Source organism: Bremerella alba (genome assembly GCF_013618625.1).
In the GTDB taxonomy this organism is placed as follows: Bacteria; Planctomycetota; Planctomycetia; order Pirellulales; family Pirellulaceae; genus Bremerella; species Bremerella alba.
Window position 1 is genome coordinate 1 of record NZ_JABRWO010000029.1, and the last position, 280, is coordinate 280.

A 280-nucleotide genomic window follows, 5' to 3' on the forward strand; every position below is an offset into this window, starting at 1 on the left:
GTCTTGCTCGGGACGAAGAATCAAATGCCAATGATTGGGCATCAACGTCAGTGCGAAGAGCTCGACCGGGTAACGCCGCAGCCCTTCGCCCAGCACGCGAAGAAATGCTTCATAGTCTTCCTCTTTGTGAAAGAGGGCTTGCCGAGCATTCCCACGATTCAGGGCATGATAGATCGAACCTCCCTCATCGGCACGCTTTTGTCGAGGCATGGCACTTCACCGAGCAGCAAATGGGATCGTGGACTATTACTGAATAGTGTATCACACCCCCAAGGCAGAT

Annotated in this window: 1 protein-coding gene; it reads right to left on the reverse strand. The window is 53.2% G+C overall.

From position 1 onward, the window contains the following. Nucleotides 1–210 (reverse strand): transposase (locus HOV93_RS25485; RefSeq protein ID WP_207399381.1); only part of this gene is annotated, 210 nt, incomplete at its 3' end. Nucleotides 211–280: the final 70 nt, after the last annotated feature.